Below are 311 nucleotides of genomic sequence, written 5' to 3'. Positions count from 1 at the left end.
GCGTGGTGGACAAGGCCAACGTGCTTGAATCGTCCCGCTTCTGGCGTGAAGTTGCCGCCATAGTTTCAAAGGACTATCCCGAAATAGAAACAAGTTACCTCTACGTTGACAACGCCGCCATGCAGTTGATACGCGCACCGGGTCAGTTCGACGTAATCGTAACTTCAAATCTCTTTGGAGACTTACTTTCCGATGAGGCTTCTGTGCTTCCGGGTTCAATTGGTATGTTAGCCTCGGCGAGTCTCGGCGCTCCCGTGCAGGGCGGAACAAGGCCGGGAATGTACGAGCCTATTCACGGCTCCGCTCCCGAC

General features: G+C 54.7%; 1 protein-coding gene. It reads left to right on the top strand.

All coding sequences use genetic code 11. The annotated features are described in order from the left end of the window. Positions 1-311: isocitrate/isopropylmalate family dehydrogenase (locus tag ACYVTD_RS18935; protein WP_461249124.1), on the top strand; the 311-nt coding region annotated here is incomplete at both ends.

Source organism: Treponema sp. R6D11 (genome assembly GCF_054786075.1).
This window is presented reverse-complemented; position numbering and strand designations above follow the sequence as displayed.